A 24,685-nucleotide genomic window follows, 5' to 3' on the forward strand; every position below is an offset into this window, starting at 1 on the left:
GACTCGATCACACGGGGTAGTCGAGCACGGCTCGACACCACAACGGCGCCGGGCTGAGCCCGGCGCCGTCCCTTCATCAGAAACGCAGGTCCGCGCGCAGGTACCAGTAGCGGCCACGCGGGATGTCGTAGGTCGAAGCGTCGTAACCGTTCAACGAGCACGACAGGCAGATCGGCGGATCCTTGTCGAACACGTTGTTCAGGCCAGCGGTCAGCTGCAGCCCCTTCATCCAGTCGATCTTGTAGCCCACCTGCATGTCATGGAAGGTGGTGGCCGACAGCGTATTGGTGCCTGCGGCCTGGTTGCTGCAGACCGGGAATACAGAGGCGTCACCGCAGTTCTCGGTCAATTCGGAGATATGCCGAACGGTCCAGTTGGCACTCCAGCGGTCCAGCGTCCAGCCGATGCTGGCATTGCTGGTCCATTCCGGAATCGAGCTGTCGGCCACTTCCACGCCCGGCTTCTGCGGCTGCTTCTGGCCCGCCGCACCGGTGGCCTCGTAGCGGCCGACGAACGTGTTCTTCCAGCCCAGCTTGAACTGGCCGATCGAGCTCTGCGGCAACGTCCAGAACAGATCCACGTCCCAGCCATCGGTCTTGATCGAGCCGAGATTGGTCAGGCGGTTGTTGAAGCTGCTCACTGCACCGGTATTGGCGCGGGTGATGCCATCGCAGTAGATCGGATCCAGCGTTTCCACGCACAGGTCCAGCTGGGTCTGCGCGTTGATTGCCTGGATCGCGCCATCGATGGCATGGCGATAGAAGGTCACCTCCACGTCGAAGCGCTCGGACCACGAGGTGTTGTTGCCAAACCACGGGCTCCACACGAAACCGGCACTGAAACTGCGCGAGCGCTCCGGATCCAGCTCGCGGTTGCCGCCGGTGGTCACCGAGATCTGCGAGTTGGCCTGCTGGAAGCCGGCCGGCACGCCCAGCGCGGCACAGTTGGCGGCGCTGCCGCGCGGCGGCGTACCGCCCAGGCCCACCGAGCATGGATCGAACAACTGCAGGTCGGCACGCGCGGCCGAACCGTACAACTCACCGATCGACGGTGCACGGAAGCCCTCGGCATAGGTCGTGCGCAGCACGAAATCGTCGGTCACCTGCCAACGCAGGCCGTACTTGGGCGTGAACTCGCCACCGAAGGTGGAGTAGTCCGAATAGCGGCCGGCCAGGCTCAGGTCCAGCTTCTTGCCGAATGAAGAGTCGGCGAAGATCGGCACGCTCAACTCCAGATAGGCCTCGTTGACGTCATACGAGCCGGACGTCGGCTGCGAAGGCACGCCGTTGTAGTGGCCCGCCACCGTCAGCGGATCGGGCTGGTACGAACCCTCGTACTTGCGATACTCGAAGCCGGTAGCGAACGACACCGGGCCGGCCGGCAGCGTGAACAGGTCGCTGGACAGGTTGGCGGTGAACAGGCTCAGCTCGTTCTGGCTGCGGTCACGCACCACCGGCTGGATCCACTTCAGCATGTCCGGAGTGATCGAACCGGCACCGCCGAAGATGTTCAGCGGCACGCAGCCCGGCGTCGCCGCACAGACGGACGGATCGCCCAGCGCCATGTTGACGTTGTAGATGTTGTAGCTGCCGTAGTTGGTCTGTTCGGCCTTGTTCTTGCTGTACATGCCGTTGACGTCCCAGTACCAGCTGCGGTCAGCCGCCTGGAAGTTGCCGACGAAGCCGGTGGCGAAATACGTGGTGTCCACTTCCTGCTTGAACACGCGCGCGCCGCCTTCTACTGGACGGCGACCGATCAGGCTCAGGTTGTCACCCGAGACCAGGTCGAAGCCGAACGGGTTGTACGGGTTGAGCGCAGACACGGTGATGTTGTCGGCCAGCGGATTGCCGGTGGCGCCATCGGGACCGAAGAACAGCGGCTCCGGGCCGGCCTGGTTGGTCGACTCACGGCGGTTGCCCAGTGCCTTGACGTACCACTGCACGTTGTCGGTGATGTCGAAGCGGAACTGACCGAACAGGCCCTTACGCTCCGACGGTGTCAGCACCATGTTGTATTCGGCGAAGTTGAAGCGATCAGCACTGGTGAAGCAGTGATAGTCATCGGTGCGCGCGCAGCCGGCACTGCCGTCGTAGCGCGGGTTGCTCACGCCGGTATTGGGCACGATGTTCTGCACCGCACCGGTGTTCGGGTCGGTGAACATGAAACGGCCCTGCGGAATGCCACCGCTGCCGAAGGCCAGGCCGGTGCCGGGAATCGGGAAGCGCGACTGCTCGCGGTCCTTGGCGAACACCGGATCCTGCTTGGTCCAGCTGGCGCCGAGGAACAGGCTGAAGCGGTCACCGCTCTTGCCCCAGGCCAGGTCCACGCCCTTCTGCGTGCCATCGCCCTTGCTGTACTCGCCGTAGTTCAGGGTCACTTGGCCGCCATCGAAATCACGACGGGTGATGATGTTGACCACGCCGGCAATGGCATCGGAGCCGTACAGCGACGACGCGCCATCTTCCAGCACTTCGATGCGCTCGACGATGGCCAGCGGAATGGTGTTGAGGTCGGTGGCCGAGCCCACACCGGAGGCGGACGACTCATTGACCCAGCGGATGCCGTCAACCAGCACCAGCACGCGCTTGGCGCCCAGATGGCGCAGGTCCACCTGCGCCGAGCCAGCACCTACACCACTGCCATCGGGCGGGAAGCCGAAGTTGCCGGACGAATTGAACTTGGCATTGAGCGCGGAACCGGAACCGGTGAGCTGCTGCAGCACTTCGCCGATCGAGGTCAGGCCGGTGCGTTCAATATCACCGCGGGTCAGCGTCTGGATCGGCACCTGGCCTTCGACTTCAGCGCGCTTGATGCGGGTACCGGTGACTTCCACCGCATCGAGGTTGGTGGTGGATTGTGCAGCGGCACCCAACGGTGCCAGGGTCATCACGCACAGCGCGACGGCAACCGCCAAAGGGCGGTGGTGCAGGTGATTCATTCGCTCTCTCTCCAAAGGAATGTCGGGACATGGGCTGCCGCACTCCCTCCCTGCATGGCGGCGCCGTCTCCTTTGTAAACAAGTGGTAAAAATCGCGGCGTGATGATCGACACTCTTTCACGCGAAATTGACGCAATTGCAGGCCGATTGCGTCAGATAGCTGCAGGTTATGACCGGACGATATTGTTCACGACAGGCAGCCTTGATGCCGGCTGCGACAGCGCGCGCCGGGGGCTGCCACATTCATGGAAAAGGTCTTTGCCGGACCGTTTCAGGAATAGTTTGAAATTCCCTCTTTCAGAAGGCGCCGCTAGTCGATCCAGCGCAGACTCGCACCTCCAGCCATTCGCGGGAGGGTCGATCATGAAAGCGGTGAGTGCGGTGCTGGGTGTCACGACGGTGATGACGCTGCTTTTTTCCCTGGCGGGCGAATCGAGAGCAGGCGGCGTGATCGAGTGCAACAACTGCCCCTCTCCCAGCGATGCGGCCTTGGCCTCGGGAGAGGGATTGACGGTTGTGGTGGATTTCGAGAGAGCCGAGTTGACTGCTTTCGACGTTGAACGTGCCCCTGGGACCGGAAGGTGGCGAGCACATCCAACCCCGGTTCCAGCGCAGATTGAAATGGCCTTTCTGCGGATCCTGGATGCGACGCTGTCAGCAGGGGAAGCGCCGCCCATGCGGCAATCACCGCATGAGCGGCAGTGAGACATCGCACTACCGCACGAACGCAATGCGCTCCATGCCGGTCGCCTCGGCTGCGGCCAGAATCCTCGCCATGCCTTCGTATTCGGCCGCCGGATCGGTGGCGATACGCAGCTCCGGCAGGTTGCCGGCATGTTCGCCCGCCTGTGCCTGCAGGCGCGCCTGCAGCTCACTGATCACCATCGGCTGACCATTCCAGCTGAGCTGGTTGGCAGCGTCCAGGCGCAGCTCGATCGGCGGTGGCGGTTCGGGACGGTCGACCACGCGATCGGTGGCCTGTGGCAACTGCACGGCTATCGGCCGGGCCACGATCGGCGCGGTCACGATGAAGATGATCAACAGCACCAGCATCACATCCACCAGTGGCGTGACATTGATGTCCGCCAGCGGGCCGCTTCTTCCTGCGCTACTGAACGCCATGTGCCGCTCCCTGCAGCCGGGCCGATCGCCCAAGCTCGACACTACGTCGCCCGCAGGCTCGCGAGGCAGTGCCTGCAGCACGAGCATTCAGCTGCCGTTGCCGACCCATCGCGTGCACGCAATGCGAAACTGAATTCAGCCATTGCCCGCTATGCTGCCCGCCATGACCCGACGCTCTTCGACCGCCCTGTCCCTGCTGCCCTTGGCCACCACGCTGCTGATCGGCTGCGCCAATGCCCAGTCCCTCGACGCCCAGAACGCACAGCTGAAGGCCGCGATCGCTGCCGCCGAACGCGGCCAGTTCGATCCCGGCCAAGCCGCCGCACTCAGCCGCCATCCTGCATACGGCTGGCTGGAGTACGCCAACCTGCGCCGCAACATCGACACCGTCGATACCGCGCAGGCGCAGGCCTTCCTCAAGCGCTATGACGGCCAGGCCGTGGCCACCACGTTCCGCAGCGTATGGCTGCCCTCGGTCGCACGCCGCCAGGACTGGCCGACCCTGCTCGCCAACTGGGCGCCCACCGACAACGCCGGCCTGCGCTGTGCGCAGCTGACCGCGCGCCAGGTGACCGGTAAGGTCGATCCGCAGTGGATCAACGAAGCGCAGGACCTGTGGCGCAGGAACGGCAAGTCGCTGCCGGACGGCTGTGATGCCGTTTTTGCCGTGCTGCAGGCACAGGGAGGTCTGAGCGACGCCCTGCGCTGGGAACGCATCGACGCTGCCGCCGACGCCCAGCAACCCGCTGTGATGCGCAGCGCCGCACGGGGCCTGCCTGCCACCGACCTGGCGCTGGCCAACAATTACGCCGCCTTTGTCGACAAGCCCAACGCCAGCGCGTTGAACTGGCCGCGCAACGAGCGCAGCCGGCGCATCGCCACCGATGGCCTGGCCAAGCTGGCCAAGGCCGATCCCGGCGCCACCGAACAGCAGCTGCCGCAGTACGCGCAGGCACTGGGCCTGAGTGCCGACCAGCAGAGCCAGGTGCTGTACCAGATCGCACTGTGGACGGTGGCGTCCTACCTGCCCGATTCGGCGCGGCGCCTCAACGCGGTGCCGGAATCGGCGTACGACGAACGCCTGCACGAGTGGCGCGTGCGCGAAGCGATGTCGCGCGGTGACTGGCCGGCGGCGCTGACCGCGATCCGCAAGATGGGCAGCAAGCAGCGCAGCGACCCGCGCTGGCGCTACTTCGAAGGCCGCATGCTGGAGAAGACCGGCCAGGCCCAACAGGCGCAGCCGCTGTTCCGCGAGGCCGCGCGCGCACCGACCTTCCATGGTTTCCTCGCCGCCGACAAACTGCAGCAGGGCTACACGCTGTGCCCGTGGAAGCCGAACGACAGCACGCAGGCACAAGCGGTGATCGCGCGCGACCCAGCCATCCAGCGCGCGATGGCGCTGTACCAGATCGATCGCGCCGGCTGGGCCGTGGCCGAATGGAACAGTGCGCTGTCGCGCTTCGATGACACCCAGCGCCGCCTCGCCGTTCGCGTGGCGCAGGACAATGGCTGGTTCGACCGCGCCGTGTTCGCACTCGGCAAGCAGCCGCAGGAACAGCGCCTGTACGACCTGCGTTTCCCGCTGCACCACGACGCCACCATCCGCCGCGAATCGGCACGCAACGCGATCGATCCGGCCTGGGTGGCGGCAGAGATCCGCGCCGAGAGCACCTTCACCCCGCGCGCGCGCTCGCCTGCCAACGCCATGGGCCTGATGCAGGTGCTGCCGGCCACCGGTGCCGGCGTGGCCAAGTCGATCGGCCTGACCGGCTACGGCGGCGCCGACAGCCTGTACGACCCGGACACCAACATCGCCATCGGTACCGCCTATCTGCGCCAGCTGATGAACAAGTACGACGGTCTGCCGTACGTGACCATCGCCGCCTACAACGCCGGCCCGACCCCGACCGCGCGTTGGCAGGGCCAGCGCCCGGGTTATGACCCGGACCTGTGGATCGAGACCATCAGCTACAAGGAAACCCGCGAGTACGTCGCACGCGTACTGGCCTTCAGCGTGATCTACGACTGGCGCCTCAATGGTGATGCGCTGCCTCTGAGCGACCGTCTGATGGGCCGCCTGGTGGACAAGCGCAAGAGCTTCAGCTGCGCCGCCAACGCTGACCAGGGCGGCGATTGATTGCAATGCGGTCGTGCCGGCCGCTGGCCGGCTTCGGCCATCATCCAAGGGTTGCCGGCCAGCGGCCGGCACTACCCGGCATCCGTTTCCCGGGGAGGGGAAAGCGATGAGCCTGCTGGCCTGGATCGGGATATTCGCCGCCTGGAGCCTGTTCGCCACCTGGGTATTGCGCTGGGGTGGCGCGGCTTGGATGGAAGGCTGGAAGTCGCTGGCCTTCATCGACAGCTGGGGCAGCCTGTGGGACGAATCGCAGATCAAGCTGTACTTCCTCTGCCTGTGGATCGTCTACGGGCTGTGGTTCCTGGCTGGCCTGTTCGTGCCGGAGTGGCGCGGCCTGCCGTGATTCCTCTTCATCGGTAGTGCCGGCCGCTGGCCGGCAACCGCCATTGTCCAAGGGTTGCCGGCCAGCGGCCGGCACTACCGATGCTCATGCACCTACCGTGCGATCATCCCCCCATGAAGATCTATCTTGTCGGCGGCGCCGTGCGCGACCGCCTGCTGCAGCGCCCGGCCGGCGACCGTGACTGGGTGGTGGTCGGTGCCACGCCCGCGCAGATGGAGGCGCAGGGCTACACCGCCGTCGGCCGCGATTTCCCGGTGTTCCTGCATCCGAAGACCGGCGAGGAGTACGCGCTGGCGCGCACCGAGCGCAAATCCGGCCGTGGCTATCGCGGCTTCGTGGTCGATGCCGATCCGGCGGTCACCCTTGAAGAAGACCTGCAGCGCCGCGACTTCACCATCAATGCGATTGCCTGCGATGAGGAGACCGGCACACTGGTCGATCCTTACGGCGGCGTACGCGATGTTGAACAGCGTGTGCTGCGGCACGTCGGTCCGGCCTTTGTCGAAGATCCGCTGCGCGTGCTGCGTGCGGCGCGCTTCATGGCACGCTTCGCGCCACTGGGCTTCACCGTCGCCGAAGAGACCATGGCGCTGATGCGCGAGGTCGCCGCCAGTGGCGAGCTGGACGCGCTGGTGCCGGAACGCGTCTGGCAGGAACTGCGCAAGGCGCTGGTCAGTGAACGGCCCTCCGCCTTCCTGCGCACGCTGCACGCTGCGCAGGCACTGGGCCCGATCCTGCCCGAGCTGGAAGCGCTGTATGGCGTGCCGCAGCGTGCCGAATTCCATCCGGAAGTCGACACCGGCATCCACCAGGAAATGGTCAGCGACATGGCCGCGAAACTGGCACCGGGTGATGACCTGGTCGGCTTCGCTGCCCTCACCCACGACCTCGGCAAGGGCCTGACCCCGCCGGAGGAATGGCCGCGCCACATCATGCACGAGCAGCGTGGCATCAAGCCGTTGAAGGAACTGTGCGCACGGCTGAGGGTTCCCACCGAGCACCAGCAGCTGGCCGAGGCCGTCTGCCGCGAGCACTTGAACGTGCACCGCATCGACGAACTGCGCGATGCCACCGTGCTGGAACTGCTGGGCCGCTGCGATGCACTACGCCGGCCGGAACGCGTGGCCCGCATCGCGCTGTGCTGCGAGGCCGACAAGCGCGGCCGGCTCGGCTTCGAGGACGCCAACTACCCACAGGGCGAAACGCTCAAGCGCCTGCATCAGGCGGCGCTGTCAGTGCAGGCGCGGGATCTGGATACCACGCATCTGAAGGGCCCGGCCATCGGCGAAGCACTGGCCAAGGCGCGGGTGAAAGCCATCGCCGCCGCCCGCTGAAGCCCTGGTAGTGCCGGCCGCTGGCCGGCACCCAGACAATCCCTGGATTCAGTGCGCCATGCCGCGGGTGATCGCCGCCGCACGCTGCTTTAGCTGGGCCACGGCATCGGGAATCATCTCCATACCCACGTCCAGGCCCGGGTTCAGCACCAGGCCGACGCCGTCGCCGATACCGGCCAGCAGCGCGTGCACCGCGATCGGCATGGCATGCGCAAACTGCGGCAGCTGCTCGTGCCACAGGCCCGCGCGTTCGGGGGCGGTGAACACGGCGAACATCGGCTCGCCGCTCTCGCTGGTCAGCACCAGCGGCGAGATGCTCTCGTCCCAGGCGCCATCTTCGCCGATGGCCTTGTCCAGCAGCACGAACGCCGTCGAGGTCAGCAGGCCGTCGAGGAACTGCGCTGCGGTCAGCGTGCCGTCCTGGGCCTGCAGCAGGCGCACCTCGAGGTCGTTGAGGGGTTCGAACGGGGTGTCGTGGTCCATGGTCGGTTCCGGTACGTGATTGCAGGGCAGACTTTAACAGGCCCGCTCCTCAACCGAGGAATCCATGCCGCCACAGCCAGCCCAGCGCCGCCAGACCGGCCACCACCACCAGCATCAGCGGCAGGCCGAAGCGGTGCCGCCACGGGATCGGCACCCCTCCCAGCTGCTGGTCCATGGTGTCGGTGTCCAGCACCCAGCCGTGCTCGCACCGGGTGCAGGCCAGCTCGTAGCGGCGATGGTAGGTGAGGCCGAACAGCAGGTCGATGCGCGCCATCCTGTAGCGCAGTTGGGGGGCGAACTCGGTTTCCGTCTGGCAGCGCAGGCAGTGGTGGGCTTCGGTCGGGCCGACCACCACCACCCGCTCCTGCTGGCCGATCAGGATCATGGATCAGCGGCCCTGGCAGGCGGGTTGGGCCAGCAGCCAGGCTTGGGCGGCGGCAAGGGTGGCCGCATCGCCTGTCGTCAATTCATCCGGAGTAATCCTGGCACCGGCGCCAGCGCCAGTGCGGTCTTTCATCACCGCGGTCGTCACCGCCAACACACTGCCATCCACCAGGGGCCGCGTATCGTTGCTTGTCGAGAAGCCCGCAGTCGACTGCCCGAAACTCCGCGTCTGTGGGCGCCCCCTGAATGACAGCATCGTCGCTTCGCCAGAGCTGGCGGTATTCGACCCGACCAGAACGGCGACGGGCGCGCCGGGCTGCTTGAGGGAATACCCCGGTCGACCGAATCCCAGCCTGGGACGACCATCGACCTGCACCATGGTCGGCGTCAGACTCCAGCGCCGCGACCCGTGGGCGGTAGCAAACGACCCGACCTCTTCCACGCCTGTCGACGACGTGCGCAGCAACGGCGCAACACCCAGCAGCATCGGCCACATGTTGCCCCCATGGTTGCTGCGCAGATCGACAATCCAGCCACAGCGATCGCCGCTGTCCTTGCCACGGATGACATCCTGCCATTGCAGCGCGCGCTGGATGTCCTGATTGAATTCGTCCTGCCGCGCAGCCCCCGGCGTGGCGGCATAGCCTTCGATGACCACCCAGCCAATGCGTGCATCGACGGCACCAGTCACTTTCGCCTTGGCAACGGCCTCAGCGCCGACCTGCTTCGAGCGCTCCGTGGCTTCACGCTTGCGTGCAAGCGTCATCCAGACACCATGCCCCCCGGTGCTCTCCACGATGATCTCACGCAGGGCGGTATGCAACGCACCCGGGTACGCCTGCAACGACGCCAGTCGCTTACGAGCGGCAGGCCAGTCCACTTTATCGCGGTACAAGGCTTCATGCTCGAGCAGATCCAGGATCTGTACCTGCGCTTCCGGCGAAGGTACTTCGGTGGTGGACGCGATGGCGGCCGTTGCGTTGGCTGCCAGAAGGGTCAGTATCAGCGCGCCATTCCCAGGCACTCCCTTGCACATCTGCATGCGACGTTTCCTTGTCGTTGGGTCAGGTTCACAGCATAACCGTGGCGAATCATGCCGCGCCATTATGCGGATAGCCGTTGTAGAGCCGAGCCCATGCTCGGCTGCATGGGACACGATCAAAGCAGCCGAGCATGGCTCGGCTCTACAGGGTCATGGCGCCGGTGGAATCTGTGCCGACCAAGGTCGACACCTACCAGAGCGGGTCTCGTAGCGGCGATGGTAGGTGAGGCGAACAGCAGGTCGATGCGCGCCATCTTGTAGCGCAGCTGGGGGGCGAACTCGGTTTCCGTCTGGCAGCGCAGGCAGTGGTGGGCTTCGGTCGGGCCGACCACCATCACCCGTTCCTGCTGGCCGATCAGGATCATGGATCAGCGGCCCTGGCAGGCGGGTTGGGCCAGCAGCCAGGCTTGGGCGGCGGCAAGGGTGGCCGGTCCGCTGGGGGTAGCCTGATCCGGCTGCATCCTGCCACCGTCGCCCTGGCCGTTACGGTCGGTCATGACGTTGTGGGTCAACAGCAAGGTGGTACCGTCCACCAGCGTCGTCGGTCGATTGCCGGTAGAAAAGCCCGCGCTCGGCTGACCGAAACTACGACTCCCTGGTTGCCCTCGAAACGCGAGTGCCACTGCTTCGCCGGAGCTGGCAGTGCCTGCCCCCATCACCACCGCCACCGGTGCCGTGCCCGCACGCAGCCGATACGCGCCCTGTCGTGAACGCAGCATCGATGCATTGCCTTGCACGACTTCACCTTCCGCCTGCCGCCACCACAGCAATCCATTGGCACTAGGGAAAGCGCCGATCAACGCCCCCTGCGTATCCGGTGTTCCATGTAGCAATGGCAACAAACCAAACAACATCGGCCACATGTTGCCGCCACCATTGCTGCTTACATCCACTACCCAGCCGCACCGCGTGCCGTCATCCAGGCCAGCGATACGCTCCTGCAACGCCAGCGCGTAGACCTTGCGTGCATCATAACGTTCCGATTCGCTGCGTTGCAGATCTTCCACGAAGGGGCTCACCCGCAGCACGCCGATGCGGGGATTGGCGTGTCTGGGGGCAGCGAGGTCGGTCGCCTGAGCGGCATTCAAGCGCTGGGCACGTTCGGAGCGCTGACGCTGCTCGCTTGGTGAAAACCAACGGCCGTGGCCTCCGCTGCTGAGTGCGGCGGCCTCATCCAGAACACGGCGCTGTTGTGCGCGGTCATCACCTGCGGCGTTCAGGCGCGCGCGCACGTCGTTCCAATCGACGCGGCCACGGTACAAGGACTGGGTTTCCAACAATTGCAGCATCTGCTCACGCGCTTCGGGCGACGGCAGCTCCACTGTTTCCTCTGCAACAGCGGCCGCAGATGAAAGCAGCAGCGTGGCGAGCATGGCGGCACGAACATTCCTTAGGTCCAGCATCGACGACTCCTTGTCATGTATCGAAGCCATAGGATAGTCGTGGCGGGATCGATCTCGCCACGCACCGTTGTTCTATAGAGCCGAGCCCATGCTCGGCTCTGTGGGATTGGACCGAAGCAGCCGAGCATGGCTCGGCTCTACAGGGTCATGGCAGCGGAGAGAGTCGTGCCGACCAAGGTCGACACCTCACAGAGCGGGTCATGAAATCCATACCCGGCGCTACCAGTCCGCGCGCAGGCCGATGTTGCCTTCGATGATGCGGCGCTTCTCGTTGCGGTCGCCGCCCAGCTCGCGCGTGTAGTCGGCCACGGCGTAAGCGCTGATGGTGCGGTTGAAGCGCCCGACCACGCCTACACCGGCTTCCAGCGCACGCGACCGCTGCGAATTGATGATCACGTCATCATAGAAGCGGATGCGATCCTCGCCTGAACGGCCGTGCCAGTAATTGAGCTTGAAATACGGCTGCCAGCCGTTGTCGGCCAACTGGTAGTCGCCGGCCAGGCGCAGGCCGATGCGGCCGGTCCAAGCATTGTCGTTGTCGAAACGCACGCTCGATACTTCATCGCGGCGGTCGTCCAGCGCGGTGCGCTGCCAGATCACCTGCACCTGCGGTTCCAGCCACCATGCGGACTGACCGAGGTGCAGCAGCGGCTTGCCCCCCTCCACCGACACGCTGGTGCCATCGCCCTTGATCCCGAAGCCGAGTCCACGCGAAGAACGCACGCGGCCGTCGTAGCGGCTCTGCATCGCCACGGCGTCGATGTAGCCACCGCTGCTGTCGGTGAAGGTCCAGTACAGGCCCACGTGCTTGTCGTCCAGGCGGCTCTGGCCTACCTGCACGTTCTCCCAGCCCAGTGCCAGGCCGGTGGTCTTGCCCTGCGCGCGGGTGCGGCCGACGAACGCGCCGATCTGGTTGCGGTGGTTGTCAGAGGCAGCAGCCCACACATCGAGGCCGGCCTGCAGGCCCATCATATCGCCATCAAAGCCGGGCTGCGCATCCCCCTTCCAATGGATCTCGCTGCTCTGCCCCACCAGACGGCCCCAGGCCGTGCGGAATGCGCCCTGGTTGTACAGCAGGCGCTGCTCGCCCTGCCGCTCATGGAACGTGCCGAGGCTGGCCAGCGAGGTCTCGCGCAGCAGCGGCGGCACCACAGCATAGGTGGCAGTCTCCACGCGGTACAGCGGCACCACTGCGCCCTCGGCGGGACGTGCACCCGGCGTCGGCGGCGCACCGGTTCCGGGCAGCGCTCCGCCAGCCACCGGCACGTCCGGCACCGCCGGATCACTGGGCGGCGCCACCGGCACGGGTTCCGGCGGCGGTGGTGGCGGCGCGGTCTCGCCTGCGGTCAGATCCGGATCGGTGGCACCTTCGGGCGGCGGTGGCGGTGCCGGGGTGATCGGTGGTGGGGGTGCGACGGGTGGCGTCGGCGGCGGCGGCACGCCATTGATACCGCTTCCGTTGGGCGCCGGTGCAGGCCCGGCCACCACGGTCGAGCGCAGGTACCAGTTCTCGCTGGTACCGGCACTGACACCGCCCTTGAACAGGAAGTACTCGTAGGCACCGGCCGCAACCGGTGCGAACAGCGAGAACGCGCCCGGCGCGGTACGGCCACCATTCAACGCCTGCACCACCAGGATGCCATCGGCCAGCGTGGCCGCGCCGCTGCCTCCAGCATTGATGACGCCGATGCCGGTCGTGCCGGTGGCGGCACCGCCATCGATCACCAGTCGATCGCTGGTGGAATTGTCCGCGCCGAGCACGGTACGCAGGTACAGGCCGCCACCGTCACCGCGGTAGTTGCCACGCACGGTGAACACGTCGCCGGCGCCGGCACCGGTCAGGTCGATGCGCCCGGCATTGACCATCTCCACCAGTCCGCCACTGTTGAACGGACGGACGGCATGGCCGCCACTGCCCGCGTAGACAGTGCTGGTGTCATCCACCGTGAGCGTGCCGGTGCCGGTTCCGCTGTCACCCAGCACCAGATCACCATCGAAGGTCAGCTCGGTGCTGTTGGCCAGGCTGATTGTCTCCCAGTTCTGGAAGCGTCCCACGCCCGCAGCCTTGACGTTGTTGAAGTTGAGCTGATCGATGCCACTGCCACCGTCGAACAGCGGCACTGCACCAAGGTTGCCCTGGTTGAGGTTGCTGAGGTTGGCCACGTCGTTGTCCGGCCCCATGTCGATCGCGCCGTAGACGATGCCGCCGCCGTTCCAGTTGAAAGTGTCGTTGCCGGTGCTGAGCAGTACCTGGCCGCGCACGGTGCCATCGGTGATGGTCACGCTGTCGGCACCACCACTGACACTGATGTTGCCGCCGATGTAGGCCGTACCCGAGATGATGATGGTGTCGGTGTCGAAGCCGGTGACCACGTTGCCCTCAACGATGCCGCCGGACTGATCCCACAGATTCTTGTCCAGCTTCATGTTGACGCGGCCGATGCGGCCAGCGGTCATCCAGGCCTGGTCGCCATCCTCGAACGCACCGACGATGCGGCCACCGCTCATGCGGAAGGTATCGATGTTATCGCCCTGCTGCAGCGCGCCGATCGTGCCGCCACTCATGACGAAATCATCGCGGCCACTGCCCTGCACCACCACGCCGGTGACGGTGCCGCCGGTGACAGTCATCTGGTCATCGCCACCGCCCTGATCGACACTGTCGATCGTGCCGTCGCTGAGCAGCAGCACATCGTTTCCATCGCCCTGCAGTACGCCTCCGGTGATGCTGCCGCTCTGCATCTCGAAGCGATCGTTGCCCGCATCGAACTGCACGCCTGTACGGCCACTGATGGTTCCTCGGTTGATCACCACGCTGTTACCGCCGCCGACGAACTGCAGGGCAATGTTGTTGCCTGCGCTGATGCTGCCGGTGTTGTCGACGCGGCTGCCACCCCCAAGCTGCACGGCCACACCGCCCACCGAACTGATCGCGCCCTGGTTTGACAGCAGGTGACCACCGGCACCGACCAGCGCGAGGGCCGATCCACCACCACTCTGCTGCAACTGGGCACCATTGCCGACGTTGACGGTGATTCCGGCCGCGCCACTGGCGGTAACGGGAGTGGTCTGCGGATTCGGTGCGTTGGCATCACAGGTGACGGTCTGGCCGGCGGTCGGTGCCGGGTTGTTGCAGCCCGCCCAGGCGACGCTGGCGGTCGTCAGAAGCAGGGAGGGAACGGCGAGGGCCTGCAACACGGAAACAGCAAGGCGGCGCGGGCGGAACGCACGCGGAACGGCACGGGACATGGGGCACTCCTGGACGGGAAATCAGGAACTGCGTATGTGCGGCACTGCGCTTGCAGTCTGCCGTGTGGTGAACCGTTTCGACAGGTGAACTTGCGTGCGGGAAATCACAGTTCAGATGGGAAATCGCCCGGCCCTCACGCCGATGTGATGTGGCTGAAATCGTTCATTTTTCCGCCATCCGGAATCACGCGCAAAGCATCCACGCATGGCGTGGATCTACGGATCCTGCATCGCCAATCGATTCGCTCACGGCACTGGTAAATCTACGTCATGCGTGGATGCCGTTGGCGGATGGGGTCAGATCTTCAGGTAGATCTTCCGCTTATCCAGCCACCACGCCACGCCCCACCACAGTGCGACGAACACCAGCGCCTGCAGCATCGACGCCAGCTCCAGCGCCTGCGGCATCGCGGTGGCCAGCTGCTGCCAGATCCCCCCCAGATCCCGGTGGCCATCAGCACCACCGACATCACCGATGCCCCCAGGTACGCGGTGATTGCATTGACCCCGAAGCGCCGGCCCAGCGCGGGCCAGCCCTTCTGGTCGATCAGCACGTGGCCCAGCCACAGCGCCAGCGCCGCAAGACCGCCCGTCCACGGCACGTAACTGGGCGTCCACAGCTGTTTGTTCAGCGGCAACACGATGGCCAGCAACAGGCCGAGCACAGCGGTCGCCACGCCCAGCCCGGCCAATGCCGCCGAACGCCGGTTGCGCAGCAGGCCACCGGCCAACAGTCCGAGCACGGTACTGGCCAGCGCCCCCAGCGTGCTCAGCAATCCTTCCGGGTCATGGCCCAGCCCGGTATCGGCATGCCACTGGTAGATCCACGGTGCGAACAGCGTGGTATCCAGACGACTGGCCGGATTGGTCCACGGCGCCAGATCGCCGACGCCCAGCAGCAGTACGGTATACCCCACCAGCAGACTGACCAGTACGGCCGCCTGTGCGCGCGGACGCGCATACACCGCCAGTACGCCCACCAGCGCCGCGCATACCGCGATCCGCTGCAGTACGCCCCATATGCGGAAGTGATGGGTATCCAGCGCCCACCAGATCAGCAGGTGCAGCAGCGCACCGGCCACCAGGATGCGCAGTGCGCGCTCCAGAACGCCGCGCGCCAGCGCGGGTCGTAAGGCCACGTCCAGCGCGCGTGGCGCCACGCTGAAGGCCATCGACACGCCGACCAGGAACAGGAAGAACGGGAACACCAGGTCGGTGGGCGTGCAGCCATGCCATTCCGAATGACGCAGCGGCGCGAACACCGCGCTCCAGTCACCCGGGTTGTTGACCAGCAGCATTGCCGCCACGGTGATGCCGCGCAGGGCATCGATCGAGCCCAAGCGGCGCGGCGGCATACTGTTCATCAAGCGGCCTCGTATTGTCCGGCAATCCAGGTGCCACGCACCTGCAAGGCGTCATCCAGCAGCACCAGGTCGGCCTGGTAACCCTCGGCGATATGGCCCAGGCGGTCGTCGACATTGAGGAACTGTGCCGGATAGGTCGAGGCCATCCGCGCGGCTTCGGCCAGTGGCTGGCCGAGCAGCTGCACGGTGTTGCGCACCGCGGTGGCCATGTCCAGCGCCGAGCCCGCCAGCGAACCGGCGGCATTGCGCACCACGCCATCGATGGCGGTGATGGTTTCGCCGTACAGCACGTAACTGGGATCGTCGGCGCCAACCGGCGGCATCGCATCGGTGACCAGCAGCAGGCGACCACGCGGTTTGGCTGCCAGCGCCACGCGCAGGCTGGCCGGATGCACATGCACGCCATCGACGATGATGCCGATCCAGCTGTCGCGGTCTTCCAGCGCAGCGCCCACCGCGCCGGGCTCACGGCCCTGCAGCGGCGACATCGCGTTGTACAGGTGGGTGAAGCCACGCACGCCTGCATCCAGACCGGCGCGGATCTCTTCGTAGGTGCCTGCGGTATGCCCAGCGGCAACGACCACGCCGCGCTCGACCAGCGCGCGAATGGTCTCCAGCGGCACGCGTTCCGGTGCCAGCGTCAGCAGGGTCACGCCGTTGTCCAGCGATGCGGCCAGCGCGATCTCTGCTTCGTCTGGCACACGGAACTTGCTGGCGTCGTGCGTACCCTTGCGGGCCGGCGCGATGTACGGTCCTTCCAGATGGATGCCGATCACGCCTGGCACACCCTGCGCGATCGCCTCGCGCATCGCATCGATGGCTTCACGCATCACGCCCACGTCGTCGCTGATCAGCGTCGGCAGCATCGCGGTGGTACCGAAGCGGCGGTGCGCCTGCGCGATGGTGCGCAGTGCCGCCACGTCCGGCGTGTTGTTGAACAGCGCGCCGCCGCCACCATTGACCTGCACATCGATGAAACCGGGCAGCAGCCAGCCACCGCCCAGATCAACCTGCTCGGCGGCCTGGCCCAGCTGCGGCGCTGCATCGGGCAGCAGCGCGCTGATGCGGCCGTGCTCGATCACCACCGCCAGATCATCGCGGAATTCGTCGCCTGCCAGGATGCGGGCATTGCGCAGGACCGTGGCCATCACACCGTCTCCGTGACCTTGTTCAGGTGCGGCGGCAGGTCCGGGTTGAAGCCACGACGCAGCGCCAGCGCGTTGATGGCGCGGTAGAAGCTCTGCACGGTCAGCAGCGGTGCGCACAGCGGATGCGGCGCGGCCGCTACCGGCAGGTTGCCACCGGCACCGGCCATCCACACCTGTGCACCGCGCGCGGTGAATTCCTCGACGACGGCACGCGTGCCGGCGCCGGTTTCATCAGGCTGGGCAAAGGCCAGCACTGGGAAACCCCGGTCGACCAGCGCCATCGGGCCATGCTTCACTTCAGCCGAGCTGTAGGCCTCGGCATGCAAGCTGCAGGTTTCCTTGAATTTCAGCGCCGCTTCCTGCGCTGCGCCCAGGCCCAGGCCGCGGCCGAGCACGAACAGGTTGGTCGCCTCGACCAGGCCCTCGGTCACCGGCGTCCAGTCGCACTGCCAGGCCTCGCACATCGCATCCGGCAGCAGATCCAGCGCATTGCGCAGGCTGCTGTCCTGCTTCCAGTACGCGGCCAGCTGCAGCAGTGCGGCCAGCGAAGCAAGGTAGCTTTTGGTCGCTGCCACGCTCTTCTCGGCACCGGCATGCAGCGGAATGACCGTGTCGGCCAGCTGCGCCAACGGCGAATCCTCGACATTGACCAGCGCGATCACGCGCGCGCCGGCGGCCTTGGCAGCTTCCGCGTTGCGCAGCAGGTCCGGGCTCTTGCCCGACTGCGAGATGACGATGAACAGCGCGCCACGCAGCTGCAGCGGTGCGGCATAGACCGAACCCACCGACGGCGAAGCCGATGCGACCACCAGGCCCAGCTGGGTTTCCAGCAGGTACTTGCCATAGGTGGCGGCATGGTCGGAGCTGCCGCGTGCGCAGGTGACCACGAACGGCGGCGGCGCCGCACGCAGGCTGGCGGCCAGGGTTTCCATGGTGGCGTGGTTGCGCGAGAACTGGCGCGCGACCACGTCGGCCGCTTCCGCGGCCTCGGCGAACATCAGGGTGGACGTGGGGTCTGACAGCGACATGGCAGGCTCAGGCAGGATCGGAAGGAAGGGGGCGTGCGCCGGCCGGGCGCATCGGCGCGGTCGAACCGCGCACCACCAGCTGCGGCACGAAGCCCTGGTTGTGCAGCGGTGCCGGCGCATCGTCGTAGGCGTCGCTGCGCAGCTGTGCGATCAGCAAGCGCGCGGCATGGCGGGCAATGTCCTCGGTGGCCTGCTTGGCGGTGGTCAGCGGCGGCCACGACTGGCGCGAGAACGGGCTGTCCTCGAAACCGGCAATGGACAGGTCGTAGGGCACGTTCATGCCGGCCGACTTGGCAGCGGCCAGCACGCCGGCAGCGATTTCGTCGTTGGAACCGAAGATGGCGGTGGGCGGCTCGCGCAGCGCCAGCAGGCGGCGCGCGCCGCGGAAACCATCGTCGAAGGTGTAGTCGCCCTGCACCACCAGATGCTTGTCCACGGTCATGCCGTAGTCCTTCAGCGCGGCTTCGTAACCGGCATAGCGTTCGCCCGAGGAGCGGTGCGAGATGCCGCCCCAGAGGAAGCCGATGCGCTGGTGACCCAGCTGGATCAGGTGCTCGGTGATCTCGTAGGCGGCCTCGCGGTCGTCGACGAACACGCAGGCGCCGTCGGCCGGGTCTTCGGTGGCGGCAATGATGCGCACCAGCTTGATGCCGCGTGCGGTCAGCGCCTGGATCAGGTCGCGGCGCTCGGACATCGGTGCGGTCAGCACCAACCCGGCCAGGCGCGAACGCTGCACCCAGTCGGCCAGCTCATCGGCCAGCAGCGGCGAGCTGGAATCGCAGGGATGGATCTGCAGGCCGAAACCGGTCTCGCGGCACGCGGCCAGTACGCCGTTCTGCACGCCGATGATGTGGTACGGGTTCGGGTTGTCGTAGACCAGCCCGATCACGAAGGTGGTGCCGCTGCGCAGGTTGCGCGCGGATGGATCGGGTTCGTAATCGAGTTCAGCGATGGCACGCAGCACCCGCGCACGGGTGGCCTGCATCACCGAAGGCTCGTTGTTGATCACCCGCGAGACCGTCTTCAGCGAGACCTTGGCCTTTTCCGCAACGTCCTTGATGGTCGCTCTGCGCATGGGTTTTCCCTGGGGTTGGCTGCCGTCCATCATCGCCGATCAGGCCTTGTCCTGCGGCAGGCCGGCGCGGTGGCCGACCACCGAGTAGAACAGGATGTACAGGTAGCACGGCACCATCAGCAACACGAACACCAGCTGGAAGTCGATGTGCTGCTTGAGCACGGCGAACAGCTGCGGAATGATCGCGCCACCGGCAATGCCCATCACCAGCAGGGCCGAGCCGGTTTCGGTGAAGCGGCCCAGGCCGCGGATCGCCAGCGGGAAGATCGCCGGCCACATCATGGCGTTGGCGAAGCCCAGCAGGGCCACGAAGGCCACCGAAACGTAGCCGTGGGTGGCCCAGGCACCCAGGCAGAACACCACGCCCAGCACCGCCGAAATGGTCAGGTAGCGCGACTGCGAAACGACCTTGGGGATCAACAGCAGGCCGACCACATAGCCGACCAGCATCGCGCCAAGGGTAAGCGAGGTGAACATCTTGGTCTGGTCCAGCGGCAGGTCGAAGCCATGCCCGTAAGTACCAATCGCATCACCGGCCATCACCTCCACGCCCACGTAGACGAACAGGCACAGCACGCCCAGCCACAGATGCGGGAACTGGAAGATGCTGCGGCGCTCGGCGGCACCGGCAGCCGCCGGCGTGGCGTTGGCTTCGGACGACTTGATTTCCGGCAGCGGCGAGAACAGCACCGCCACCGCCAGCAGCACCAGCAGCGCAGCCATCGCCAGGTACGGGGTGTGGATCTTGGCGGCAAACTCGTTCAGCAGCGCGGCCTTTGTGACCGCATCTGCGGCCTGCACCTGTGCATCGAGGTCACCGATGCCGTGCAGCACCAGCGTGCCGATCAGCACCGGCGCCAGCATGCCGGCGATCTTGTTGCAGATACCCATCAGCGCGATGCGGCGTGCCGCCGTCTCGATCGGGCCAAGGATGGAGATGTAGGGGTTGATCGCGGTCTGCAGCAGGGCCAGGCCGCTGCCGATCACGAACAGGCCGCCAAGCGCGCCCGGGTACCAGCGCTGGGTGGCGAACTCACCGAACAACGCAGCACCACCGGCCATCACCAGCAGGCTCAGGCTGAGGCCCTTCTTCATGCCGGTGCGGCGCAGGATCCAGGACGCCGGCAGGGCCAGGAAGAAGTAGGACAGGTAGAACACCATCAGCACCAGGAAGGCGCCGACCTCGCTGAGTTCAAAGGCGAGCTTGACGAAGGTGATCAGCGGGCCGTTGAGCCAGGTGAAGAAGCCGATCAGGAAGAACAACACGCCAACGATGGCGATGGAGGTGGCCACGTTCGGGCGCGCGCTTGCAGCGGGGACGGCGGACATCAGGAGGGCTCCTGCGGCGACGGCCGCAGAACACGGCGTCGGAGAGTGGCTGGGAACAACGTTGTCACATTCTTTCGATGGACAGCCGCGGTTTGTCAACTTCCACGCGCCCCCCTGTGAACCTCGTGCTGCACTGCGCAACCCGATCGCAACGCATCGTGCTGAATGCGCCGAAGGCCTTGACCCATGTGCGGCAACGGTTCCCACGTGAAACCCGCACTCACGCCATGTAAACGTTTACTGCATCTCGCATTCGTTGCGATGCAGCAACGAAAGTGTCACGAACTCGTTGACATCGTTGTCAGCGGGGTTACAGACTCCGCCCCAATCGCCGCCCCCGATCCCGGGGCCGGCCCCACCTGCAGCAGGAGCCCGCGTGACCGCCAGCCACCCCGCCCCGGCCCATGTCCTGTCCCGAGTCGCGCCGACGTTCCTGGCCGCCGACGTCGGTGGCACCCATGTGCGCGTGGCCCGGGTCCAGGCCAGCGGTGATGCCGCCCATCCGGTGCAGGTGCTGGAGTACCGCAAATACCGCAACGCCGACCATGCCGGCCTCAGCGCGATCCTGTCCGACTTCCTCGGCGAAGGCCCGCGGCCCACGCATTGCGTGGTCGCCAGTGCCGGCTACGCCCGCGAGGACGGCACGGTGATCACCGCCAACCTGCCGTGGCCGCTGTCGGCGCGCCAGGTGGAAGCCGACGTCGGCCTGCAGCGGGTCTACATCGTCAACGACTTCGAAGCCGTGGCCTACGCCGCCGCGCAGGTTGACGCCAGTGGCGTGCTGCACCTGTGCGGACCGGAAACCGCCGCCCGCGGCCCGACCCTGGTGGTCGGCCCCGGTACCGGCCTCGGCGCCGCGCTGTGGATCCCCACCGCGCACGGCCCGGTGGTACTCCCGACCGAAGCCGGGCAACCGACACTGGCCGCCAGCACCGAACTGGAAATGGCCATCGTCCGCCACATGCAGCGCGACCGCGCGCACGTGTCGATCGAACACGCGATCTCCGGCCCGGGCCTGATGAACCTGTACCGCGCGGTGTGCGTACTGCAGGGCCAGGCGCCGACCCTGGCCAGCCCCGACGCGGTCACCGCTGCGGCCATGGCCGACAGCGATGCACATGCGCGCCAGGCGCTGGATGTGTTCTGCGGCCTGCTCGGCAGCACCATCGGCGACATGGCGCTGTTCTACGGCGCCCATGGTGGTGTCTACCTGGCCGGCGGCATCCTGCCGCAGATCCGCGAATACCTGCACGCCAGCACCTTCGTCGAACGCTACCTGCAGAAGGGGCCGATGGGCGAAGCGCTGGCACGCATCCCGGTGAAGGTCGTCGAGCACGGCCAGCTGGGCGTGGTCGGCGCTGCCAGCTGGTACCTGCAGCAGCAGTCGGCCGCCTGACACCGCAACAGGCTTCAACGCAATCGCAGCACGCAGTACGTGGCACGCCAACGCACGGGAGTTCGCCGCCGCCCCGCGCATGTCATCGCAACCGTAATCGAACACCGCCGCCGGCATCCAATCGAGTGATGAGGAGAGACATCATGAACACCCGCAAGACCCTGCTTTCGGCCGCCATCGTCAGCTGCATCGCCTTCAGTGCACATGCGCAGCAGGCCGCCCAGACCGCCACCGACCTGGATACCGTGCAGGTCACCGGCATCCGTGGGTCGATGGAAAAATCGCTGGACACCAAGCGCGAAGCCAATGCGCGCGTGGAAGTGGTCACCGCCGAAGACGTGGGCAAGCTGCCCGCGCACAACGTCGCCGACACCCTGCAGCGCCTGCCGGGCGTGAACATCAGCTCGTCCAGCGCCGACGAAGGCGGCTTCGACGAAGCCGACCGCGTCAGCCTGCGTGGTACCAGCCCGAGCCTGACCCAGACCCTGATCAACGGCCACACCGTCGGCACCGCCGACTGGTTCGTGCTCAGCCAGGGCAACAACGTCGGCCGCAGCGTGAGCTACTCGTTGCTGCCGTCGGAACTGGTGCGCTCGGTGGAAGTGAACAAGTCCTCGCAGGCCAAGCTGCAGGACGGCGGCACCACCGGTACCGTCAACATCCTCACCCGCAAGCCGCTGGAATTCTCCAAGCAGCTCACTGCGGAAGGCTCCATCGGCATGGTGCGTTCGGACCAGGCCAAGTCCAACGACCCGCAGCTGTCGGCACTGTTCAACTACAAGAACGACGAAGGCAACTTCGGCGTGATGGTGCAGGCCTTCAGCCAGAAGCGCGAGCTGCGCCGCGAAGCGCAGGAAATCCCGGGCGGTTTCTTCCAGATCGATCCGAATGGCACCGTGGCCAAGTCCAACCCGGACCTGGCCGGCGTCTATGCCCCGGGCCTGCTCGGCTCGACCCTGTTCGAACAGACCCGCGAGCGCAAGGGCGGCCTGGTGTCGCTGCAGTTCAAGCCGATGGACAACCTGACCCTGGGCCTGGAAGGCTTCAGCTCGGAACTGAAGGCGAACAACTACAACCGCAACTTCATGCTGTGGGGTGGCCGCATCCTCAATGACCGCACCGTTGAAGATGCCAATGGCAACAAGATCCTGATTCCGGGCCAGGCCCCGAATCCGGGTTACGTCATCAAGGATGGCGTGCTGTCCAACGCCACCTTCGCCGGCCAGGCCGACCGCGACTACGCGGTGTACGACATGATCTACCGCGAGTCGAAGGCCAAGACCAACTACATCACCTTCGATGCCGACTGGCAGATCAGCGACAACCTGGGCATGAAATTCCAGGCTGGCAGCACCAAGGGCACCGGCGAAACGCCGCGCCAGTACATCGCCGAAGTCAACCTGGCCCGTGGTGGCGGCGCCACCTGGGCGACCCACGGCAACGGCTCGCCGATCGACTGGAACGTCGGGGGCAACATCGGCCCGAGCGGCGTGACCGACTTCGGCACCTGGGGCAACCAGCAGGTCACCGCGATCGACAAGGAAAAGTGGGCCACGCTCGATTTCAACCAGTACTTCGCCGACGCTGGCGTACTGAACTCGATTGATTTCGGCGCCCGCTTCGGCGACCACAAGCGCGAGGCCAAGTCGCCGGAAGGCGCAACCCCGGGCGCGATCTGGAATGCGCTGAAGAACGGCGCCACCGCCAACTTCCCCGGTGGCTTCGCCAACGGCATCGGTGGCAGCTTCCCGCGTGACCTGTGGTACTTCACCCCGGGCGCACTGAAGGAAGCAGTGACCAACAACTCCACCTGGCTGTCCGGCAATGACGGCCCGACCGGCCGCCACAACTACGGCGCCGAGTGGACGGTGTCCGAGAAGAACTTCGCTGCCTACGTACAGGGCAACTTCAGCGGCGACCGCTGGAGCGGCAACGTCGGCCTGCGCTACGTCAACATCAAGCAGGATATCGATACCTACGCCGCCGCCACCGGTTCGACCGTGCCGGACGTGAGCAGCCTGTTCGGCGCGTGGACCCGCGAAGCATTCGAGAACAAGCACAACCGTGTGCTGCCGAGCGCCAACTTCAAGTACGACCTGCGTGACGACCTGGTACTGCGCGTGGCCGCCTCGCAGACCCAGACCCTGCCGGACTTCTCGGCACTGGGTGCCTCGTCGTACGGTTCGGACCTGAACCGGACCGGCGGTGGCGGCAATCCGAAGTTGAAGCCGGTGGTGTCGACCAACTTCGACGCCAACCTGGAGTGGTATTTCATGCCGCGCGGCATGTTGTCGATCGGTGCCTACTCGATGCGCCTGAAGGACTACGTCGCCTTCAGCACCGAGAAGGAAATGCTGTTCAGCGAGCTGACCAACCGTCTCGAAGAGTACAACATCTCCCGCCCGCGCAATGCCGACGGCAAGGTGCGCGGTATCGAAGTGGCCTATGAGCAGCCGATCGGCGAGTACTTCGGTGTCAATGCCAACTACACCTACGCCGATGGCAGCACCGACCACACCTGGGCCGATGGCAGCGACAACCTGCTGGGTACTTCGAAGAACACCTACAACGTCGGTGCATACTTCGAGAACGATACCTTCGGTGCACGCGTCAGCTACACCCGCCGTTCGTCGTTCCTGATCGGCCTGTCCGGCGCCAACCCGTACTACCAGGATGACTTCGGCACCCTGTCGGCGTCGCTGAGCTACAAGGCCACCGACTGGCTGAGCATCAGCTTCGATGCGCTCAACCTCAACAACCCGACCTACAAGTACTACCAGACCGCGGCCATCCCGACCTCGTTCTACAGCAACGGCCGCCAGTACTACCTCAACTTCCGCTTCAAGTACTGATCCAGCGGCGGCAACATCGCCGAGTCGTGCACGCACGCCGGGCCTGGGTCATTCCGGG

Annotated in this window: 18 protein-coding genes and 1 pseudogene; 6 read left to right on the top strand and 13 right to left on the bottom strand. The window is 66.0% G+C overall.

Annotation, left to right across the window (positions count from 1 at the left end; genetic code table 11):
* Positions 1-76: 76 nt before the first annotated feature.
* On the bottom strand, positions 77-2,938 hold the full coding sequence (locus tag ACSYS9_RS20620; RefSeq protein ID WP_032128961.1) for a TonB-dependent receptor: 2,862 nt from the start codon (positions 2,936-2,938) through the stop codon (positions 77-79).
* Between the two features lie 102 nt (positions 2,939-3,040).
* Here ACSYS9_RS20620 and ACSYS9_RS20625 point away from each other — a divergent pair, with 102 nt between their 5' ends.
* Positions 3,041-3,643 carry a hypothetical protein gene (locus ACSYS9_RS20625; protein ID WP_143048259.1) on the top strand — a complete coding sequence of 201 codons (603 nt, stop codon included), beginning with the start codon at positions 3,041-3,043 and terminating at the stop codon, positions 3,641-3,643.
* 9 nt (positions 3,644-3,652) lie between these two features.
* Here the strand turns inward: ACSYS9_RS20625 and ACSYS9_RS20630 are convergent, their stop codons facing one another.
* On the bottom strand, positions 3,653-4,060 hold the full coding sequence (locus ACSYS9_RS20630; protein WP_071229521.1) for an ExbD/TolR family protein: 408 nt from the start codon (positions 4,058-4,060) through the stop codon (positions 3,653-3,655).
* A 151-nt stretch (positions 4,061-4,211) separates the two neighbouring features.
* On the opposite strand from ACSYS9_RS20630, the gene ACSYS9_RS20635 reads away from it, so the two are divergent.
* The 3 genes from ACSYS9_RS20635 (at position 4,212) to ACSYS9_RS20645 (ending at position 7,874) form a co-directional block, all read left to right on the top strand.
* Positions 4,212-6,197, top strand: a complete 1,986-nt coding sequence (locus ACSYS9_RS20635) for a transglycosylase SLT domain-containing protein (RefSeq protein WP_071229520.1) — start codon at positions 4,212-4,214, stop codon at positions 6,195-6,197.
* A 106-nt stretch (positions 6,198-6,303) separates the two neighbouring features.
* Positions 6,304-6,540, top strand: a complete 237-nt coding sequence (locus tag ACSYS9_RS20640; protein WP_071229519.1) for a hypothetical protein — start codon at positions 6,304-6,306, stop codon at positions 6,538-6,540.
* A 113-nt stretch (positions 6,541-6,653) separates the two neighbouring features.
* A complete protein-coding gene (locus tag ACSYS9_RS20645) occupies positions 6,654-7,874 on the top strand; it encodes a multifunctional CCA addition/repair protein (RefSeq protein WP_071229518.1) in 1,221 nt (406 codons plus the stop codon).
* A gap of 48 nt (positions 7,875-7,922) precedes the next feature.
* Here the strand turns inward: ACSYS9_RS20645 and ACSYS9_RS20650 are convergent, their stop codons facing one another.
* The 11 genes and pseudogenes from ACSYS9_RS20650 to ACSYS9_RS20700 form a co-directional block, all read right to left on the bottom strand.
* Positions 7,923-8,357, bottom strand: a complete 435-nt coding sequence (locus tag ACSYS9_RS20650) for an SseB family protein (protein WP_005419309.1) — start codon at positions 8,355-8,357, stop codon at positions 7,923-7,925.
* Between the two features lie 49 nt (positions 8,358-8,406).
* Positions 8,407-8,742: a hypothetical protein gene (locus tag ACSYS9_RS20655; protein ID WP_049459009.1), complete on the bottom strand. Its 336-nt coding sequence runs from the start codon at positions 8,740-8,742 to the stop codon at positions 8,407-8,409.
* A gap of 3 nt (positions 8,743-8,745) precedes the next feature.
* Positions 8,746-9,783: a S41 family peptidase gene (locus ACSYS9_RS20660; RefSeq protein WP_049400477.1), complete on the bottom strand. Its 1,038-nt coding sequence runs from the start codon at positions 9,781-9,783 to the stop codon at positions 8,746-8,748.
* 116 nt (positions 9,784-9,899) lie between these two features.
* Positions 9,900-10,148: a hypothetical protein gene (locus ACSYS9_RS20665; RefSeq protein WP_177179533.1), complete on the bottom strand. Its 249-nt coding sequence runs from the start codon at positions 10,146-10,148 to the stop codon at positions 9,900-9,902.
* Between the two features lie 3 nt (positions 10,149-10,151).
* Complete coding sequence (locus ACSYS9_RS20670; RefSeq protein ID WP_081352362.1) at positions 10,152-11,216, bottom strand: S41 family peptidase; 1,065 nt, start codon at positions 11,214-11,216, stop codon at positions 10,152-10,154.
* A gap of 189 nt (positions 11,217-11,405) precedes the next feature.
* Positions 11,406-14,435 (bottom strand): autotransporter family protein, encoded by a 3,030-nt coding sequence (locus tag ACSYS9_RS20675; RefSeq protein WP_071229516.1) that lies wholly within the window; start codon positions 14,433-14,435, stop codon positions 11,406-11,408.
* 297 nt (positions 14,436-14,732) lie between these two features.
* A pseudogene (locus ACSYS9_RS20680) lies at positions 14,733-15,799 on the bottom strand (acyltransferase family protein).
* Positions 15,799-16,947: an N-acetylglucosamine-6-phosphate deacetylase gene (gene nagA, locus ACSYS9_RS20685; RefSeq protein WP_071229514.1), complete on the bottom strand. Its 1,149-nt coding sequence runs from the start codon at positions 16,945-16,947 to the stop codon at positions 15,799-15,801. Before nagA ends, ACSYS9_RS20680 begins: the two are co-directional and overlap by 1 nt.
* Positions 16,947-17,975 carry an SIS domain-containing protein gene (locus tag ACSYS9_RS20690; protein WP_071229513.1) on the bottom strand — a complete coding sequence of 343 codons (1,029 nt, stop codon included), beginning with the start codon at positions 17,973-17,975 and terminating at the stop codon, positions 16,947-16,949. The genes nagA and ACSYS9_RS20690 overlap by 1 nt, the downstream gene beginning before the upstream one ends.
* Before the next feature lie 7 nt (positions 17,976-17,982).
* Positions 17,983-19,050, bottom strand: a complete 1,068-nt coding sequence (locus tag ACSYS9_RS20695) for a LacI family DNA-binding transcriptional regulator (protein ID WP_006391719.1) — start codon at positions 19,048-19,050, stop codon at positions 17,983-17,985.
* A 39-nt stretch (positions 19,051-19,089) separates the two neighbouring features.
* A complete protein-coding gene (locus tag ACSYS9_RS20700; RefSeq protein WP_071229512.1) occupies positions 19,090-20,379 on the bottom strand; it encodes a sugar MFS transporter in 1,290 nt (429 codons plus the stop codon).
* 376 nt (positions 20,380-20,755) lie between these two features.
* On the opposite strand from ACSYS9_RS20700, the gene ACSYS9_RS20705 reads away from it, so the two are divergent.
* Positions 20,756-21,775 (top strand): glucokinase family protein, encoded by a 1,020-nt coding sequence (locus ACSYS9_RS20705; protein ID WP_071229511.1) that lies wholly within the window; start codon positions 20,756-20,758, stop codon positions 21,773-21,775.
* A gap of 143 nt (positions 21,776-21,918) precedes the next feature.
* Positions 21,919-24,627 (top strand): TonB-dependent receptor, encoded by a 2,709-nt coding sequence (locus ACSYS9_RS20710; protein ID WP_005414491.1) that lies wholly within the window; start codon positions 21,919-21,921, stop codon positions 24,625-24,627.
* Positions 24,628-24,685 lie beyond the last annotated feature (58 nt).

It is taken from the genome of Stenotrophomonas sp. STK17_22, from assembly GCF_051983905.1.
Classification (GTDB): domain Bacteria; phylum Pseudomonadota; class Gammaproteobacteria; order Xanthomonadales; family Xanthomonadaceae; genus Stenotrophomonas; species Stenotrophomonas maltophilia_A.